Raw genomic sequence first — 16,955 nt, forward strand, 5'->3', positions numbered from 1 at the left:
GCCCGCCCGCAGCGGCCGGCGCGTCCGCGCCCTGAGCTGTCCGAGAAGCGCAGTCGCGCCGGACCGAGGACGGGCACCCCCACCGCGGCCCCGACCCCCAACCCACCGCAGGCGCGACAGCACCCCCACCGAGCGGAACGATGCGCCGCAGGCCTCGAACCTCAGCCCCCTCTCACAGGCCCGACACAACCCCACCCCCGGGCACGACGTCCCGGAACCGAACGGATTTCCCGGGCGTGTTCCTGGGCAGGGTGGGGTGCGGCGGCCGGAACTCGCGGCCGTCACCCTGCAAGGGGATCAAGATCGTGCCAAGGCCGGTGCGGATGTCGCGCCCGACGGCGATACTTGCCGCGGAGGATGACCATGGGGGAGGTCAGATGACACACACACCGAACACGGGCGCACCACCGACGCTGCCCGCGATCCCGCCCCAGCAGCCGTCCCCCACGGCCCTCGGCAGCACCACCCCCGCACCGGCCTCACCCCCCGCGCCCCCCACAGCCCCCACCCGCCGCCGCACCGCCTTCGCCGAGGGCGTCGACCAGCTCCGCCACGCCGCCACCACGGAACCCGGCCGCCTCCGCATCATCGGCGCGGTCCTGGCCGCACTCGTCGTGGCGTTCGGCGCGGTGACGGCCTGGCAGATGACCGACCGAGCAGCGGCGGCGGACGCGGTCCTCACGAGCAGCCAGCCCCTCACCTCGGACGCCGCCGACATCTACCGCTCCCTCGCGGACGCGAACACCGCCGCGAGCAGCGGCTTCCTCGCAGGCGGCCAGGAATCCGCGGCCACCCGCGACCGCTACGAACGCGACATCGCCACAGCCGCGGCGAAACTGGTGAACGCCGCAGCGAACGCAGAGCCAGGCAGCCCCTCCACGGAGACGATCACCAAGCTCAACCGCCTCCTCCCCGAGTACAAGGGGCTGGTCGAGCGTGCCCGCACATACAACCGCCAGGGCTACCCCGTGGGCGGCGCCTACCTGCGCTACGCCAACGAGAAGATGCAGCAGGAGATGCTCCCGGCCGCCCAGGACCTCTACACCAAGGAGAACGAACGCCTGCGCGCGGACTACGCGGACGCGACCCCGTACCCCTGGCCGGCGATCGCTCTGGGCCTGGTCACCCTCGCCGCCCTCGCCTGGGTGCAGCGCCGCTCGTACCTCCGCACGAACCGCGTCCTCAACCACGGCCTCGTGGCGGCGACGACGGCGGCCGCCATCGTGCTCCTCTGGCTGACCGCCGGCCACACCCTCGCCCGCAGCCGCCTCGACGACTCCTACGACCACGGTGTCCGGTCCCTCGCCGTCCTCCACGACGCCCGTATCGCCTCGCTCAAGGCACGCGGCAACGAGAACCTCACCCTGGTCGCCCGGGGCGCGGAGACGACGAAGGTCGGCGACAAGACCCTCGACGCCTACGACCACGACTTCACCCGCGAGATCGACACCCTCGCCAAGGGCCTCGCCCACGCCCGACGCCTCGCGGACGACGACACCGGCGAGAAGCCGGTCACCGCGGCCGTGGGCAACATGACGGAGTGGAAGAAGCGTCACGCGGCCGCCCGCGAGCAGGACGAGAACGGCAACTACCAGCAGGCGCTGGACATGGTGATCGGCGCGAAGGGCGCGACGGGCGAATGCTTCGACGCGGTCGACGCGAACCTGGCGACGGCGCTGAAGCACGAGGAGGCCGAGTTCGCGACGGCGGCCGGCGACGGCCGGGACGCGCTGACGGGCCTGCCGACGGGCGCGGCGGTCCTCGCCGTGCTGGGTGCGGCGGGCGCGGTGCTGGGCATCGGCCGCAGGCTTTCGGAGTACCGATGAATTCCGGTGGCCCACGGTGGACGACGAACCCGAAGGAGGCGATCACGATGCACGCACGACACCTGCGGGCCCGCCTGAAGGGCTGGGGCGGGGTGGGCGCGATGGCGGCGGCCTGCGCCCTCGCCGTCGTGTTCGCCCTCGCCGTGACCTGCACGGGATCGGTCGCCTCACAGGCGTCCGATCCCCACCGCGCGGGCGACCGCACCGCCCAGGCCCGCACGGCGGACGCCCCCCGCGCGGCGGACGACTGCGAGGCCCCCGAGAAGCAGACCCTGTCCCCGTCCCGCGCCGACGGACCCACGATCACGGCGATCAAGAACCGCCCGGGCGAGAAGCGCAAACTGGTCGTCGGCGTGGACCAGAACAGCTACCGCTGGGGCTACCGCGACCCGAACGGCGGCGAGAGCGGCCGCCTGGAGGGCTTCGACATCGACCTGGTGCACCGCATCGCGGAGGACATCCTCGGCGACCCGGACGCGGTGCAGTTCAAGGCGATCCCGACGGACCAGCGCATCCCGGCGATCCAGGACGGCCGGGTGGACCTCGTGGTCCGCACGATGACGATCAACTGCTCACGCCTGCAGGACGTGGCGTTCTCCGCGCCCTACTTCAAGACGGGCCAGCAGGTGCTGGCGCCGAAGTCCAGCCCCGTCACCGGCTACGACGAGACGCTCGCGCACCACAGGATCTGCACGGCGAAGGGCTCGACGGCGCACGCGAAGCTGGAGGAGGACCGCGAGAGCGGCGACCTGCCGGCGTCGACGGACATCTCCACGACCGTGCCGAACCAACTGGACTGCCTGGTGCGGCTGCAGCTCGGCGAGGTGGACGCGGTCGTCAACGACGGCGCCCTCGCGGCGAGTCAGGCCGCGCAGGATCCGACGGTGGAGCTCAAGGGCGAGGCGTTCACGACCGAGTACTACGGCGTGGCGATGAAGAAGGACGCGGACGACCTGGTGCGCCGGGTCAACCAGATCCTGGTGGACTTCCGGCAGGACACGGCGACCGGCTGGCAGGCGTCGTACACGAAGTGGCTGTCCGCCACGCTGGACGACGACCCGTCGGCGTCGAGGCCCCCGACCCCTGAGTACCTGCGCCGCAGCTGACCGCACCGGGTGACCCCCGACCGCACCGCACCAGACCGAATTCCCCCGCAGCGAGAGGTGATCGATGGCCGACACGGATCCCGCCGGGCCGGTGATGGACCGGGACGAGGTGGACCGTGCGCTGGCGCGGCTCGGCCAGGAGCACGAGGCGATCGAGACCTCGCTCCTCGCCCTGCAGGACCACGCGGGCCGACGACTGCTGGAGGGCGCCCGGCTGACGGGCGTCACCGCCGAGCGGTGGACGTCCACGGAGGCGGCGATCACGCTGCTGTGGACGTACTTCGACGCGTACACGGACGTGCTGCGCAGGGCGCGGGAGATCCGCGCCCGGCGCCGCTGGTCCAGCCGCGAGGACCTGGTGGAGCTGACGGAGCTGCTGCGCGGCGAGCCGGTCACGGTCGCCGGGAGCGCCGCGGCCACCTCCAACGCGCCGACGCTGCACGGCGGTCAGGCGGGGCCGGGCGTGCTCAGCGAGCGCTACTCGCTCTCCACCCTCGTCGACCGTATGAACGAGCTGTACGCGACGTCGCTGGACATGGTGGTCGCCGCGGACGCGGTCTGGTCCGCCCTCCCCGCCCGCATCGACTTACTGTCGGCGGAACTCCGGCGCACGAGCGGACTGGCGCACTCCGTCGGGGTGCGCCCGGGCGAGCACCCGGCAGGCGACGACCTGGAACGGATCACCCGCACGCTCAAGAAGCTGCGTGAACAAGTCGTGTCCGATCCCCTCGCGTTCTGGAAGCCGGCGGAGGGCAGCTCGGCCCCCGGCGGCGGTAAACCCGACACCACCGTCTACGACCGCGAGGCCCGCGCCCTGGAGGACGTCCGCCGCGAGATCGACGCGGTGCTGGCGGTCCGTCAGGACGCCGAGAAGCGCATCGTCCGTCTCCGCGACGTCCTCTCCCGCGCCGACCGCACCCTCGCGGAGGCGCGGACCGCGCGCGGCGAGGTGCTGGCGAAGATCGCGGCGACGGAGGTGCCGGTGGTCAGCGGCCCGCCGACGGCGCTCCAGGAGCAGCTGTCGACGGCGGCGGAGTACCGCAGGCACGCCCAGTGGCACCGGCTGTCCCCGCTCCTCGAGTCGCTGGAGCAGAAGGCGGAGGACGAACTGCTGCGCGCCCGTGAGTCGTTGACCGCCGTCACGGCGCCGCTCGCGGTGCGCGCGGAGCTGCGCGGCCGGCTGGACGCGTACAAGGCGAAGGTGTCCCGGCACGGTCTGGCCGAGGACCCGCTGCTGGTGGAGCGGTACGAGAAGGCGCGCCGCATGCTGTGGAGCGCGCCGTGCGACCTGCGCGCGGCCGAGCAGGCGGTGCTGCGCTACCAGCAGGCGGTGGCGGAGCTGCTGGGCGCGGCGCCCGGCGTGCCGGGGCAGGGGGCAGGACCGGACGACCGGAGGGGGCCGGGCACATGAGCGAACAGGGAACACAGGGACCACCCGCGGCCCCCGCGCAGGAGCGGTCCGCCTGCCAGCGCCCCGACTGCCAGGGCACGTACGACGACGTCGGCGGGGGCGAACTGTACTGCGACACGTGCGGCATGGCACCGGTGGTGTCGCCGACGGGCCTGGTGGCCTCGCCCCCGACGGGCATCACGGCGGGCGGCCACGACTCCCACGGGGCCCGCTCGGGCAGCGGGGGCGCCGGCAGCAACAGGAGCGGCCGCAGCGGCCGCAGCTCCCGTACGTCCTCCCAGTCGTCGAAGTCCCGCCGCTCCGTCTCCGGGCGGCTGTCCCGTTCGCTGTCCGGCCGGACCTCGACGGGCCGTTCGGTGTCGGTGCGCAGCTCCGGCTCGGGCGGGGGCAGTTCGGGGCGGGGCCGGCTGGGTGCGGGGCTGGTGCAGGTGCCGCCGATCCCGAGGCCCGATCCGCGGCGGATGGTGCTGGACAACCCGGAGGTGCCGGAGCGGAAGCGGTTCTGCTCGCGGTCGGACTGCGGGGCGCCGGTGGGCCGGGCCCGCAACGACCGGCCGGGCCGCACGGAGGGCTTCTGCACCAAGTGCGGCCACCCGTACTCGTTCGTGCCGAAGCTGCGCCCCGGTGACGTGGTGCACGGCCAGTACGAGGTGGTGGGCTGTCTGGCGCACGGCGGGCTCGGCTGGATCTACCTGGCCGTGGACCGCGCGGTGGCCGACCGCTGGGTGGTGCTGAAGGGCCTGCTCGACACGGGCGACCAGGACGCGATGGCGGCGGCCATCTCCGAGCGGCGCTTCCTCGCGGAGATCGAGCACGCCAACATCGTGCGGATCTACAACTTCGTGGAACATCTCGACCAGCGCACCGGCTCCCTCGACGGCTACATCGTCATGGAGTACGTCGGCGGCAAGTCGCTGAAGGAGATCGCCAACGGCCGCCGCACCCCGGAGGGAAGGCGCGACCCGCTGCCGGTGGAGCAGGCGTGCGCGTACGGCATCGAGGCGCTGGAGGCGCTCGGGCATCTGCACAGCCGCAACCTGCTGTACTGCGACTTCAAGGTCGACAACGCGATCCAGACCGAGGACCAGCTGAAGCTGATCGACATGGGCGCGGTGCGGCGGACGGACGACGAGGAGTCGGCCATCTACGGCACGGTCGGCTACCAGGCGCCGGAGGTCGCCGAGGTCGGCCCGTCCGTCGCCTCCGACCTGTACACGGTCGCCCGTACGCTCGCTGTCCTCACCTTCGACTTCCAGGGCTACACCACCGTCTACGCGGACTCCCTGCCGGACCCGGACACCATCGAGGTGTTCCGGCAGTACGAGTCCTTCTACCGGCTGCTCGTACGGGCCACCGACCCGGACCCGGCGCGCAGGTTCGCGTCCGCGCAGGAGATGGCGGAGCAGCTGACGGGCGTGCTGCGGGAGGTCGTCTCGCTGCAGTCGGGGCAGGCGCGTCCGGCGCTGTCGACGCTGTTCGGTCCCGAACTGCGGGTGACCGACACGGAGTTGTTCCCGGTGCTGGACGGCGACGTGTCCCGGCTGGGCGCCCGCCGCACCCGGACCCGTAAGGGCGCGTCCGTCCCGGCGCCCGCGCTGCCTCCCTCCCCCGCGTCCCTGGTGCGGCCCGTGGACTGCCCCACGGCCGCCCTCGCGCTGCCCGTGCCGCACGTCCAGCCCACCGACCCCAACGCCGGTTTCCTGGCCGGTCTGCTGGCGTCCGCGCCCGGCGAGCTGATCCACGCGCTGGCCGCCGTGCCCGACCCGTCGGCCGAGACGCGGCTGCGCGCGGTGCGGGCCCGGCTGGAGACCGGCGAGTGGGCGACCGCGCTGGAGGCGCTGGCCGCGCTGGAGGCGGAGGACGCCGACGACTGGCGGGTGGTCTGGTACCGGGGCGTGGCCGCGCTCGTCACCGGCGACCACGAGGGCGCGGCGCTCGCCTTCGACGCGATCTACGACGCCTTCCCGGGCGAGATCGCACCGAAGCTGGCGCTGGGGCTGTGCGCGGAGGTGCTGGGGCAGCTGGACAACGCGGCCGAGTACTACCGCCTGGTGTGGTCCACCGACCCGAGCTACGTCAGCGCCGCGTTCGGGCTGGCCCGGGTGCAGCTGGCGGCCGGCGACCGGCACGGCGCCGTGCGGACGCTGGAGTCGGTGCCGGAATCCTCCATCCACTGCACCGCCGCCCGGGTGGCGGCGGTCAGGGCGCGGCTGCGGGGGCGCACGGCCACCGCGGCGGACGTGCCGTTCCTGGACGACCTGGCCGCCGCCGCGGGACAGGTCGAGGCCCTGGAGTCGTACGGTCTGGATCCGGCGCGCCGCGAGCTGTTGGCGGCGGAGGTCCTCGGTTGCGGACTGGACTGGGTACTCTCCGGGGGCCAGGGTTCCGCTCCTCCCGCCGCCGGGGGGCGGACGCTGCTCGGCAGCGGCCTGGACGAGCGGGGGCTGCGCTTCGGCCTGGAGCGCTCGTACCGCACGCTGGCCCGGCTGGCGCGCAGCGGCGAGGAGAGGATCGACCTGGTGGAACGTGCCAATCGTTACCGCCCCCGGACGTGGGTGTAGTTGATGTCGCAGATGCCCCAGCAGGCCGCGCTGTCGAAATGCCCGAGCTGCGAGGAACCCCTCGAGTCGGGTGATCGTTTCTGCGGTGCGTGCGGATACGACGTGTCGGCGGTGCCGGCCCGGCCGGCGGACGACCCGACGATCGCGATGACCGCGACGGTCCCGCCCCAGCCGGCGTCTTGGCCCTCGCAGTCGGCGCCCCCACCGCCCCCGGGGGCGGTCCCTCCGCCCCCTCCGGCACCCCCGGCCCACGCACCGGCCGCCCCTCCGGCACCCGCGAGCAGCGCCGCACGGCCGCCCCCGGCCCGTACTCCGGGGCCCCGGCGGGGGACCCTGCCGGGTACCCGGCGTCCGCAGGTCCCGCGACGGGCGGAAGCCCCGCAGGAGAAGGGGCCGCGCACCAGGCGGCTCTCCGGTGCGCCTGCCGCGCCCCGAGCGCGCCGCGAGCAGCGCGCGCCGCGGGTTCCACCGCACACCCGACGGAACCCGCCCCGCGTCCTGCGGCGCCCAGCGCTCCGCCACGCCGGCAAGTGACGCGGTGTCGCCAGCGCGCACGGCTACCCGGCGGCAGCCGACCGGCCATCCCCTCGGCAGGTGCGCCCGCACAGCCCGCGCCGCCCGGCGGCCGGGGCGGGCCAGGCCGTCCCCGCCCGGGAACCTCGGCACCCCGGCACCCCTCGCCGGATACCCGGCGGCCCACCGGTCACCCAACGGGCGAAAGCCCAGCGGGAGACGCGGCCGCGCACCAGGCGGCTCCCGGTGCGCCTGCCGCGGCCGCGGAGTGACAGCACGCCGGCCGGCGGCGTGAGCCCGCCCGCCCCCGGCCGCACGCAGCGGCCCCTGGGCCGCGACACCGCCGCCTCGGGGGCGCGTCCTGTCGGCCACCCGGCGTCCGCCGTGAACGCGACGGGGCGGAGCCCTGCGGGAGACGGGGCCGCGCCGGCGGGCCCGCGCGCCGGCGGCGGCCGATCCGGCCGCACACGCGCAGCCCCCCGCCGCCCGGCGGCCGTTGCGGGAACCCCCGTTCACGGACGACCCCGCCCCCTCCGGAGGAGTCCGCGGCGACCGGCGGGCGGCGGACGACGGCGCCGCCGGTGACGACTACACCCTGCAGGCGCCCGACCCCCGTGTCGCGGCCGAGCCGCATGCCTCCGTGTGCGTGGCGTGCCGGGCCGGCCGGGTGGACGACGACGGTTACTGCGAGAACTGCGGCCACGCCCAGCCGCGCGAACGGGACCACATGGAACAGGAACGCGGCCCCGTCGCCGCGGTCAGCGACCGCGGTCTGCGGCACCACCGCAACGAGGACGCCTTCGCCGTCGGCACGACCACGCTGCCCGACGGCTCCCCCGTGTCCTTGGCGGTCGTCTGCGACGGCGTCTCGTCGGCGACCCGCCCCGACGAGGCGTCACTCGCCGCCTCCCGCGCGGCGAACGCGTCCCTCCTCGACGCCCTGCCGCGCGGCACGCACCCCCAGCAGGCGATGCACGAGGCGATCCTCGCCGCCTCCGAGGCGGTCAACGCGCTGGCGGGCGAGCAGCCCGCGGAGGCCCGCGAGCACGCCCCGCAGCAGAACGCGCCCGCGTGCACGATCGTCGGCGCGGTGGTGACCGCCGGTCTGCTGGTCGTGGGCTGGGTCGGCGACAGCCGGGCGTACTGGATCCCGGTGGACCGTTCCGCCCCGGCGGCGCGGCTGACCGAGGACGACTCGTGGGCCGCGCAGATGGTCGCCGCGGGCCTGATGGCCGAGGCCGAGGCCTACGCCGACCCCCGCGCGCACGCCATCACCGGCTGGCTCGGCGCTGACGCGTACGAACTGGAGCCGCACACCGCGGCGTTCAAGCCCGACCGCCCCGGTGTGGTCGTGGTCTGCACGGACGGCCTGTGGAACTACGCCGAGTCCGCGGACGAGATGGCCGAGGCGGTGCCCGCCGACGCCGCCGCGCGCCCCCTGCACGCCGCCCGTGTGCTGGTCGGTCACGCCCTCGACGGCGGCGGGCACGACAACGTAACAGTGGCGCTGGTGCCGTTCCCGGCCGTCCCGCAGGGGGCAGGATCGGCCTGAGGCCGCGACACCGCGCGCCACCGCGGCACACGCACGCACGCGTGTGCCGCACCCGCGTGCCGCGTACGGCCGGCCTCGCACGGGGAAGCTTCAACGGACCGGAGGGGACCGGTCCGTGAGGACGTCGTCGCCCCGCGCCGTCGGGGCACCGGAGGGGGAGCGAACCAGGCATGGCCAATTTCTCGAAATCGAACGTGCCGCAGTTCTCGGTGGACGTGTACCAGAACGAGTACCTGCCGGAGGGGGGCCGCGAGGTCAACGCGGTGGTGACGGTCACGGCGACCGGCGGCGGCACCATCGGCAGCGCGATGACGGCGCCGCACCTGTACTCGCCCGGCGAGGGCCCGTCGGCGGCGGTGGTCCTCATGGTCGACTGCTCGGGCTCGATGGACTATCCGCCGACGAAGATGCGCAACGCGCGGGACGCGACGGCCGCCGCGATCGACACCCTGCGCGACGGGGTGCACTTCGCGGTGGTCGCCGGCGCCCACCTGGCGCGGGAGGTGTACCCGGGCGACGGCCGGCTCGCGGTGGCCGGACCGGACACCCGCGAGCAGGCCAAGCAGGCGCTGCGGAAGCTGAGCGCGGGCGGCGGCACGGCGATCGGGACGTGGCTGCGCCGCGCCGACCGGCTGCTGGCGTCGGCGGACGTGGCGATCCGGCACGGCATCCTGCTCACCGACGGCCGCAACGAGCACGAGTCCCCGGAGGACCTGAAGGCGGCGCTGGACACCTGCGCGGGACGGTTCACCTGTGACGCCCGCGGCGTGGGCACCGACTGGGAAGTGAAAGAAGTCACAGGCGTCGCCTCGGCGCTGCTCGGCACGGCCGACATCGTCGCCGACCCGGCCGGACTCGCCGCGGACTTCACGCGGATGATGGAGACCGCGATGGGCAAGGAGGTCGCGGACGTCTCGCTGCGTCTGTGGACCCCGGCCGGCGCCACCGTCACGTTCGTCAAGCAGGTCGCGCCGACGGTCGAGGAACTGACCGGCCGGCGTACGGAGGCGGGCCCCCGCGCGGGCGACTACCCGCTCGGTTCCTGGGGCGACGAGTCCCGTGACTACCACCTCTGTGTCGAGGTGCCGCCCGCCGCCGTAGGCCAGGAGATGCTCGCGGCGCGCGTCTCGCTGGTCATCCCGCACCCCGACGGTCGCGTGCAGAACCTCGGCGCGCAGGGGCTGGTGCGGGCCGTGTGGACGGACGACCTGGCCGCGTCGACGTCGATCAACCCTCAGGTCGCCCACTACACGGGCCAGGCCGAACTGGCGGAAGTCATCCAAGAAGGGCTGGATCTGCGCAAAGTGGGAGACATCGACGGAGCAACGGCCAAACTGGGCCGTGCCGTTCAGCTCGCGAGCGCCTCCGGCAACGCCGATACTGCGAAACTGCTTGCGAAGGTGGTGGACGTCGTCGACGCCGCGACCGGTACTGTGCGACTGAAGGCGAAGGTCGAGGAGGCCGACGAGATGACACTCGAGACACGGTCGACCAAGACTGTTCGTGTAAAGAAATGATCTGCAAGTAATCGAGCCTGACCCCTCGGGGTTGGAGAAACCCGGTCGGAAACGACCGGAAAAGGAGAGGGGGAAGCGCCGACATGCCGACCTGCCCGAACGGACACCAGTCGGGTTCCGACGACTGGTGCGAGGTGTGCGGTCACCGCATGGCTGGTGCCGTGCCTCCACCTCCCCCCCCGCCCCCGGCGCCCGGCGGCGGCTACGGCTTCCCGCCGCCCGGCGGCCCCGGTGGTCCGGGTGGTGCTCCGGGCGGTCCCGGCGGCGGCTACGGCGGCCCCGGCGCGCAGCCGGAGCTGTGCCCGCAGTGCCGTACGCCGCGTGAGGGCGGTGCGCCGTTCTGCGAGGAGTGCCGGTGGAACTTCCTCACCAACACGGCGACCTCGTACACCCCGGCCGCCCCGCGCCCGCCGGCCCCCGGCCCGGGCGGTCCCGGCGGCGGCCCCGGTGGTCCCGGCGGCCCCTACGGGCAGCAGCCTCCCCCTCCGTCGTACGGCGGCGGTGACGGGTTCGACTACCAGAGCTCGCGTCCCTCGCAGATGAACCGGCCGGCCGAGCCGATCCCGCCGGGCCCGCCCGGCTTCGGCGGCGACCCGTCGCGTCCGGTCCCGCCACCGCCCCCGCCCGGCCGCGGCAACCCGGGCGGCCCCGGCGCCCCGCAGGCGTTCCACTCCGGTCCCCCGGCCCCTCCCGGCTTCCCGCAGGAGCCTGGCCGTCCCCCGCAGGGCGGCGGCCCGTCGTACGGCGGCGGTGACGACGACTGGGTGATCTCCCCGCCGACCGGCGGCCCTGGCGGTCCCGGTGGCCAGGGCGGTCCCGGTGGTCCGAACGGCCCCGGGGGCCACGGTGCTTACGGCTACCCGCAGCAGGGCGGCACCCAGGCGCCCCCCGGCCCCGGCGGTTTCCCGCAGCAGCCGCGGCAGCAGCAGGGCCCGGTCACGTGGACGGCGACCATCGGCCCCGACCGCGAGTACTTCATGGCGATGATGCAGCGCTCCGGCCCCGAGGCCGCGGGCCTGAACCTCCCCGCGTACTCGCCCGAGCAGCAGCGCACGCTCACCGGCAACCAGATCACCATCGGCCGCCGCCGGCACTCCACCGGCGACACCCCCGACATCGATCTGTCCACCCCGCCGGAGGACCCGGGTGTCTCCCACCAGCACGCGGTGCTGGTGCAGCAGCCGGACGGCAGCTGGGCGGTCGTCGACCAGAACTCGACGAACGGCACGACGGTCAACGGCTCCGAGGAGCCCATCCAGCCGTTCGTCCCGGTCCCCCTGCAGGACGGCGACCGGGTGCACGTGGGCGCCTGGACGACGATCACCATCCGCCGGGGCTGAGCCCCGGCGCCGACGGTCGGGCCGCGGCGTTCGCGCCGCGGCCCGACCGGGACCGTCCCGGGGGCGGGTCCTAGGCCTTGAGTCCTATGCCGTGGTGTCTGAGACCATGGACGGCGTGACAGAGATTCGGCGCGGCACGCTTCAGGAGCAGACCTTCTACGAGCAGGTCGGCGGGGAGGAGACCTTCCGCCGACTCGTCCACCGTTTCTACCAGGGTGTGGCCGAGGACCCGCTGCTGCGGCCCATGTACCCGGAGGAGGACCTGGGCCCGGCCGAGGAGCGCTTCGCCCTGTTCCTCATGCAGTACTGGGGCGGTCCGAACACCTACAGCCAGAACCGGGGTCATCCGCGGCTGCGGATGCGGCACGCCCCGTTCAAGGTCGACCGTGCGGCGCACGACGCGTGGCTGAAGCACATGCGGGACGCCGTGGACGAGCTGGGGCTCTCCGAGGAGCACGAGCAGACCCTGTGGAAGTACCTGACATACGCGGCCGCCTCCATGATCAATTCGCCGGACTGACGGAACCCCGCGCGTCCGGGGTCACGCGGTCGTCACATTCCGAGCACGCGACTCCGCATTGCGATCACGATCAGGTCAAAAGCGGACCCGCACCGCTGTTTTCCGCCCTGCCCCTCTGACAGCATCCCCGAGAGGTCTGGACAACACGCGGGGGGTCGCGGGTGGATGCCACAGGGGGACCGGCGAGATTCGTGCTCGCCCGCGCGCGGGCGCACCGTCCGCTGCTGGCCGCCGCGCTGCTCACCGTCCTGCTGACCACGGCGGTCCTGGCCACCCTCACCGCCTACTCCACGACGATCGGCGACGCGGCCCTGCGGCACGCGCTGGCCAACCCCCGCGAGGCCGCCGGCACCACGCTCCTCGTCAAGACCGAGTCACTGCCCGGGGCCGGCCGGTCCGCCGCCGACGCCGCCGTGCGCCGGGCGGCCGAGCGGGCCTACGACGGCCTCCCGGTGACGCTGCGCACCCTGGCCAGGTCCGGCCCGTACGGCCTGCCGCCCTCCCTGCGCCCCGACCGGCGCGCCAAGGGCGAGGAGCCCGACCTCACGCACTTCGCGGCGCTCGACCGCACCCAGGTGCGCATCACCGAGGGCCGGATGCCCTCCGCGCGCCCCGCGGGACCGGAGATCGAAGTCGCCCTCCCCGTCGCCGCCGCCCGTGAGCTGGGCCTGCGGCCGGGCGCCCGGATCACCCTGGACAACCGGCTGGAGGGCCCCGCGGCGCGGGTGCGCGTCACCGGCCTCTACCGCCCGGCCGACACCTCCGCGCCCTACTGGCAGCTCGACGAACTCGCCGGCCGCGGCATCGTCACCGTGCACTTCACCACGTACGGCCCGCTGCTCGCCGACCCCGCCGTGCTGACCGGGGGCCGGGTGAGCGCGGGGCCGGTGGGCTGGCTGGCGTCGGCCGACTTCTCCTCGATGACCACCGGCCGGATCGACGCGCTGCGCACCGCCATGAAGAGGAGCGTGGCCGCGCTGCCGTCCGCGCCCGCCCTGCACGGCTCGGCGACCGCCACGGCGGACCTGCCCGCCACCCTGGACCGCGTCGAGCGCGCCTTGTTCGTCTCCCGCTCCACGCTGCTGGTCGTGGTGCTCCAGCTCGCCCTGCTCGCCGCGTGCGCCCTGCTGCTGGTGGCCCGGTTGCTGACCGCCGACCGCGCGGCGGAGACGCGGCTGCTGCGGGCCCGCGGCGCCTCCCGCGCCCGGGTGGCACGGCTCGCCGCCCTGGAGGCCCTGCTGCTGGCCGTGCCCGCCGCGCTGTGCGCGCCGCTGCTGGCGGGTCCGCTCACGCGGCTGCTCGCCGGGCGGGGCGCGCTGGCCCGGATCGGGCTCCACCTGGACGCCTCCGTCACCGAGGTCGCCTCGCGGGGCACGGTGTGGCTGGTGTCGGTGGGCGTGGCGCTGGGCTGCGCGCTGGCCGTCACCCTCCCCGCGCTCGCCACCCCGTACGCCCCCGGGCGCGCCAAGCCGCTGCCCGGCCTGGTGCGGGCGGGCGGGGATCTGGGGCTGCTGGTGGTGGCCGGGGTGGCGTACTGGCAGCTGAGCCGGCGCTCGTCCGGGGCCGTCGGCGAGGACCTGGGCGTCGATCCGCTGCTGGTGGCCGCTCCCGCGCTGGCGCTGCTCGCCGGCACGGTGCTGACGCTGCGGCTGCTGCCCCTGCCCGCCCGGCTCGCCGAACGGCGGGCGGCCCGCAGCCGGGGGCTGCCGGGGGCGCTGGCCGGGTGGCAGCTCAGCCGGCGTCCGATGCGCGGGGCGGGTCCGGTGCTGCTGCTGGTGCTCGCGGTGGCGCTGGGCATGCTGGCGGTCGGGCAGGGCTCCTCGTGGGAACGCTCGCAGGACGACCAGGCGGACTTCAAGGCGGGCACACAGGTGCGCGTGCTGTCCAACGGCACCGAGGGTCCGGGACGCGGCGCCTCCTACGCGGCCGTCCCCGGCGTCCGCTCGGCCTCCCCCGCCTCCCGTACGACCGTGTCGCTGTCCGGCGGACGGCAGGCGACGGTGCTGGCGCTGGACACCGAGGGCACCGCGGGCACCCTGCTGATGCGCCCCGACCTCGCGGACGTACCGGTGCGCACGGCGCTGTCCGGGCTCACCCCGAAGGGCGCCGCGGGGGGCGTCCGCATCCCCGCGAACACCACTCGGCTGACGCTGACCGGGTCCCTGCGCGGCGCGGACGCCACCGCCGCCGACGTCACCGCCACCGTGGAGGACGCCCACGGCACCCCGTACCCGCTCACGTTCGGCGAGCTGCCCCAGGACGGACGGCCGCACACCCTGGTGATCGACCTGGCGGCCGTCGCCGGAGGCCCGGCGGGACCGCTCACCCTGACCCAGTTCCACCTGGACCTGCCGCAGCCGATGTGGCCGCCGCGGGCGAGCCGGCTCGCCCTCACCGCGCTCACCGCCACGGACACCGCGGGGCGGGACCGGTCCGTGCCGCTGTCGGCCCGCTGGCAGCCGTCGCTCGAGGGCGACGGCCCGGACCTCGGCGACGACGACGCCGAACCGCCGCGGATGGCCGCGGGCGCACCCGCCACCGTCGACTTCACCGCCACGCCCCTCCCGCCCGACATGGCCTGGATACCCACGACGCTCACGCTCCGCCTGCGCGTTCCGCAGCCGCCGGCGCCCGTGGTCGAGGGCGTGGCGACGGACCGGTACCTGGAGTCCACCGGTGCCCGGGTCGGCCAGCGGCTGAGCGTGCAGCTCGGCGGCGGCAGCGTCCCGGTGCGGATCGCCCGCGCGGTGCGGGCGCTGCCCACCACCCGGTCGGACGGGGCGGACGACGACGGCGGCGCGCTGCTGCTCGACCTGGCCTCCGTCAACCGCGCGCTCCAGGCCGCCGGGGGTGAGGCCGTCCTGCCGAACGAGTGGTGGCTGGCCACCGGGCGCGGCGACTCCGCGCGGGTCGCGGCGGCGCTGCGGCAGCGGCCCGACATCGACCCGTCCCGGGTGGTGGTGCGCGACGAGGTCGCGGAGCAGCTGCGCGACGACCCGTTCGGCGCGGGCCCCGGCAACGCCTTCACGGCGGCGGCCTTCGCGGCGGCGGCGCTGACGGCGGTCGGCTTCGCGGTGAGCGCGGCCGGTTCGCTGCGGGAGCGGTCCGCCGAGTTCGGGGTGCTCCGCGCCCTGGGCGCCTCCCGGCGGCGGCTGGCCCGGGTGGTGCTCGTCGAGCACGGGGTGCTGGTGGGGATCGCGCTCGCGGTGGGCGTGCTGCTCGGCGCGGTGCTGGCGCGTGCGGTGATCCCGCTGGTCATGCTGACCGCCGAGGCCACCCGCCCGCTGCCCGGGGTGCTGGTGGTGCTGCCGCCGCTGCGGGTGGCGGCGCTGCTGGCCGCGGTGGCGGCCGTCCCGCTCGTGATCACGGCCGTCCTGGCCCTGCGCAGGGTCGACGCGGTGTCCTCGCTGCGCGCCCGGGGAGGTGAGTGAGGTGACCGGACGGCCCTCCGGACGGCCGCGCACGGCCGCCTCACGGGTGACCGTGCCCTGGGTGCGCACCCGGCTGCGGACCGCGCCGGGCGCCGCGGCGGCGCTCGCGCTGCTGGTCGCGGTGACCGCGTTCCTCGCCGCCGCGCTGCCGCCCGCGCTCGACCGGTACGACGAGCAGGGCATGCGCCGCGCGCTGGAGGACGCGGGGCCGGCCCGCACCGGCGTCCAGATCCAGACGTCGGACGCCGACATGTTCCTGAGCGACGGGCCGTGGGAGGACCTGCTCTCCCGGGAGCGGGTGGAGGGCCCGTTCGCGAAGCTGCTCGCGCTGCCGGGCCGCGCGCTGCCGCTGGACCGGGACCAGTCGTCGGCCGGGGTGCGCACCACCCGGCCGCAGAAGGCCCCGGACCGGTATCTGTCCCAGCCGGACGGTGTCGCTCCGGTGTTCCACCTCGTCGCCCAGGGCGGCGTCGACGGGCACTCGCGGCTCACGCAGGGCAGACTGCCGAAGGCCCCGCAGGGCGCCGGGGGCGCCGCCCTGGAGGCCGCCGTCACCACGGAGACGGCCGCGAAGCTGAACATCCGGGTGGGCTCGGTGGTCCACTTCCCCCGCGCGGAGGGCGACCCGCTCGCCGTGCGCGTCACCGGCCTGGTCGCCCCCCGCGAACCGGACGGACCCTACTGGTCCACGATTCCCGAACTGAGCCGGCCGCACCGCATGGTCACCCAGGGCCCCGTGCCCAGCCAGTACTGGGCCGGCGCCCTGCTGCTGGCGCCGGACGCGGGCCCGGCGCTGCTGGACACGCCGGGGGCGCCCGCGCGGTACTGGAACCTGGCCCCCGACCTCGCGGCCCTTCAAGGCCGTGACGTCGGGGACGTGACGTCTGCCGTCGCGTCCCTGGAGGGCGGGCCGCTGCTGGAGCGGGTCGTCGCGGCCGTGTCGCCGAACCTGGACGTGTCCACCGACCTCGACGACGTGCTCGGCGGCTACGAGGGCCTGTGGTCGGCCATCGGTCCCCTCGTCGCGGTCGCCGCGTTCGGCACCGGCACGGTCGCGGCGGTGGTCCTGTGCATGGCGGGAGGCCTCGCCGCCGAGCGGCGCCGCGCCGAACTCACCCTGCTGCGCGCCCGGGGCGCCTCGCTCCGCGGGCTGGCGGGCCGGCTGCTGGCGGAGACGG

At 75.3% G+C, this 16,955-nt stretch carries 8 protein-coding genes and 2 pseudogenes; all 10 read left to right on the forward strand.

Annotation, left to right across the window (positions count from 1 at the left end; genetic code table 11):
* Positions 1-377 precede the first annotated feature (377 nt).
* Positions 378-1,826, forward strand: coding sequence for a GlnX family signal transduction membrane protein (locus AY578_RS11185; protein WP_019527615.1), 1,449 nt, complete (start codon positions 378-380; stop codon positions 1,824-1,826).
* Positions 1,827-1,873: 47 nt separating this feature from the next.
* Positions 1,874-2,932 (forward strand): glutamate ABC transporter substrate-binding protein, encoded by a 1,059-nt coding sequence (locus AY578_RS11190; RefSeq protein ID WP_215049347.1) that lies wholly within the window; start codon positions 1,874-1,876, stop codon positions 2,930-2,932.
* Positions 2,933-2,996: 64 nt separating this feature from the next.
* Positions 2,997-4,343: a coiled-coil domain-containing protein gene (locus AY578_RS11195; RefSeq protein WP_136239399.1), complete on the forward strand. Its 1,347-nt coding sequence runs from the start codon at positions 2,997-2,999 to the stop codon at positions 4,341-4,343.
* A complete protein-coding gene (locus AY578_RS11200; RefSeq protein ID WP_258902318.1) occupies positions 4,340-6,904 on the forward strand; it encodes a serine/threonine-protein kinase in 2,565 nt (854 codons plus the stop codon). The genes AY578_RS11195 and AY578_RS11200 overlap by 4 nt, the downstream gene beginning before the upstream one ends.
* A gap of 804 nt (positions 6,905-7,708) precedes the next feature.
* A pseudogene (locus tag AY578_RS11210) lies at positions 7,709-8,969 on the forward strand (PP2C family protein-serine/threonine phosphatase).
* Positions 8,970-9,139: 170 nt separating this feature from the next.
* Positions 9,140-10,486 (forward strand): vWA domain-containing protein, encoded by a 1,347-nt coding sequence (locus AY578_RS11215; RefSeq protein ID WP_026244244.1) that lies wholly within the window; start codon positions 9,140-9,142, stop codon positions 10,484-10,486.
* Positions 10,487-10,569: 83 nt separating this feature from the next.
* The gene (locus AY578_RS11220) at positions 10,570-11,826 is read left to right on the forward strand and encodes an FHA domain-containing protein (RefSeq protein WP_258902319.1); all 1,257 of its coding nucleotides are present in this window, start codon (positions 10,570-10,572) and stop codon (positions 11,824-11,826) included.
* Between the two features lie 106 nt (positions 11,827-11,932).
* Entirely contained in the window at positions 11,933-12,346 is a 414-nt protein-coding gene (locus AY578_RS11225) for a globin (protein ID WP_019527608.1), read from the forward strand.
* A 191-nt stretch (positions 12,347-12,537) separates the two neighbouring features.
* A complete protein-coding gene (locus AY578_RS11230; RefSeq protein WP_258902320.1) occupies positions 12,538-15,777 on the forward strand; it encodes an ABC transporter permease in 3,240 nt (1,079 codons plus the stop codon).
* 1 nt (position 15,778) lies between these two features.
* Positions 15,779-16,955: pseudogene (locus tag AY578_RS11235) on the forward strand (ABC transporter permease); the annotation flags it as partial.

It is taken from the genome of Streptomyces thermocarboxydus (assembly GCF_024760485.1).
In the GTDB taxonomy this organism is placed as follows: domain Bacteria; phylum Actinomycetota; class Actinomycetes; order Streptomycetales; family Streptomycetaceae; genus Streptomyces; species Streptomyces cellulosae.